Genomic DNA, 2436 nt, shown 5'->3' with positions numbered 1-2436 from the left:
GGATTAACTCTCTCTTCTTTGCTAAAGCGTGCGCAGAAACTCGAGGGGCGCCGGGACATCGCGTTCGATCAATGTCATCAATGAACAGAAAGACGAGATTCTTCGCGGTGATGTTGGGTGCATCAGTAGAGCGTCAAGCAGTCAGGCTGCGGTAACAACCCGACCAATCAGGCGGAAAGTCTCGTGCTAGAGAGGCCAGCCGTCGTGACCCTGTGGTCAGCGGGCGGCATTATACATAGGTAGCTGGCAATCTGCCGATGGTTCATATGCAACGATTCTCGTCCATTGGTCTAAAGGTCGCAGGGCGCGGCCGGGCAGAGACTTGTCATGAATGCTGGAGTTTGGCGCTTTTCCCTTTGCATTCAGGCTTGTACGAAACGAGATGTGCGCGGCGCCGGAACATAGGGTTTGCGTGTTGATTCAACTGGGTTACGCTCGAAGCAAGCCAGGTGTTCAATCCAAACAATGGAGTTCAGCATGGGTTACAAGAAGATTCAGGTTCCGGCCGTCGGCGACAAAATCACCGTCAATGCAGACCATTCTCTCAATGTTCCTGATAACCCGATCATCCCCTTCATTGAGGGTGACGGTATTGGTGTCGACATCAGTCCGGTGATGATCAAGGTTGTCGATGCTGCTGTTGAAAAGGCCTACGGCGGCAAGCGCAAGATTTCCTGGATGGAAGTCTACGCTGGCGAGAAAGCCACCCAGGTTTACGATCAGGACACCTGGCTGCCACAGGAAACCCTCGACGCCGTCAAGGATTACGTGGTTTCCATCAAAGGTCCGCTGACCACCCCGGTCGGTGGTGGCATCCGCTCGCTGAACGTGGCCCTGCGTCAGCAACTCGACCTGTACGTCTGCCTGCGTCCGGTGCGCTGGTTCGAAGGCGTGCCGAGCCCGGTGAAAAAGCCCGGCGATGTCGACATGACCATCTTCCGCGAAAACTCCGAGGACATTTACGCCGGTATCGAATGGAAGGCCGGTTCGCCGGAAGCCACCAAGGTCATCAAATTCCTTAAAGAAGAAATGGGCGTTACCAAGATCCGTTTCGACGAAAACTGCGGCATAGGCGTCAAGCCGGTATCGCGCGAAGGCACCAAGCGTCTGGCACGCAAGGCTCTGCAATATGTGGTCGATAACGACCGCGATTCGCTGACCATCGTGCATAAAGGCAACATCATGAAGTTCACCGAAGGTGCCTTCAAGGAGTGGGCTTACGAAGTAGCGGCCGAAGAATTCGGCGCGACCCTGCTCGACGGCGGTCCGTGGATGCAGTTCAAGAACCCGAAAACCGGCAAGAACGTGGTGGTGAAGGACGCTATTGCCGACGCCATGCTCCAGCAGATCCTGCTGCGTCCGGCCGAATACGATGTGATCGCTACGCTTAATCTCAACGGCGACTACCTGTCCGACGCCCTCGCTGCGGAAGTGGGGGGTATCGGTATTGCGCCGGGCGCCAACCTGTCCGACACCGTGGCGATGTTCGAGGCGACCCACGGTACTGCGCCGAAGTACGCCGGCAAGGATCAGGTCAACCCGGGTTCGCTGATTCTCTCGGCCGAGATGATGCTGCGTCATATGGGCTGGACAGAAGCTGCAGACCTGATCATCAAGGGCACCAACGGTGCGATCGGCGCGAAGACTGTTACTTATGATTTCGAGCGTTTGATGGATGGCGCGAAGCTGGTGTCGTCTTCCGGGTTTGGAGATGCTTTGATTTCGCATATGTAAAGCGCGGACAACCAAAAAAACCGCCTGATTTTTCAGGCGGTTTTTTAATGGCTGGGGTTCAGGCGGAAATCAGTCAGCTGATCGCTTGAGCCGTCGCCGCAACGCCGACAGCGGGGTCGGACGGGGCAACAACGACGTTGTGAATTTCGATCGCATGCAGGCCCTTTGGCCCTTGAATGATATCGAATTTCACGGCCTGGCCGGCCTTGAGGGTCTTGTATCCATCCATCTTGATTGCCGAGTAATGCGCAAACAGATCTTCTGTCTTGCCATCCTCGTTGATGAACCCGTACCCCTTGGCATTGTTGAACCATTTCACCTTGCCGACCGCCATGCTCAAATCCCTCTGCAACAGTCTCCATCGCTGGAGTATCATCCACGACATCCGCAATCGAATTCGATAAAAGAATTGACTCCGCGGATCTTTTTTACCCACTGTGGGCTCTATTGGTTGTAACACCGTTTTCCCGATAGTCAAGGTGACCGGGCAGTCGTAGTTGAAAACGTGTGCAACCGCCCCCACCACTGTATTCGCACAACTGACGAACCTTTTTTTCCATGCATGCAATCAGCCAGATTCGACTAACATTCAATCAGGATCGCCCGCTTCTCCAAAAGGATCTTCCACAGGAGCACGACGACGATTCGGCAGGCGTTGCTGTTCAGGAAGCACAGCCCGCGTTACAGGCGCCGCCTATGTAC

Annotated in this window: 2 protein-coding genes and 1 pseudogene; 2 read left to right on the top strand and 1 reads right to left on the bottom strand. The window is 55.0% G+C overall.

Features of this window, described 5'->3' with window-relative positions; genetic code table 11:
* Positions 1–477: 477 nt before the first annotated feature.
* A complete protein-coding gene (icd, locus tag ACIGDJ_RS28215) occupies positions 478–1734 on the top strand; it encodes an NADP-dependent isocitrate dehydrogenase (protein WP_024013414.1) in 1257 nt (418 codons plus the stop codon).
* 73 nt (positions 1735–1807) lie between these two features.
* Here icd and cspD read toward each other — a convergent pair whose 3' ends face one another.
* Positions 1808–2068 (bottom strand): cold shock domain-containing protein CspD, encoded by a 261-nt coding sequence (gene cspD, locus ACIGDJ_RS28210; RefSeq protein WP_313002374.1) that lies wholly within the window; start codon positions 2066–2068, stop codon positions 1808–1810.
* 224 nt (positions 2069–2292) lie between these two features.
* Between cspD and ACIGDJ_RS28205 the strand changes: the two are divergent.
* Positions 2293–2436 (top strand): annotated as a pseudogene (locus ACIGDJ_RS28205) (ATP-dependent Clp protease adaptor ClpS); the annotation flags it as partial.

It is taken from the genome of Pseudomonas sp. NPDC079367 (genome assembly GCF_044542195.1).
Lineage (GTDB): Bacteria > Pseudomonadota > Gammaproteobacteria > Pseudomonadales > Pseudomonadaceae > Aquipseudomonas.
This window is presented reverse-complemented; position numbering and strand designations above follow the sequence as displayed.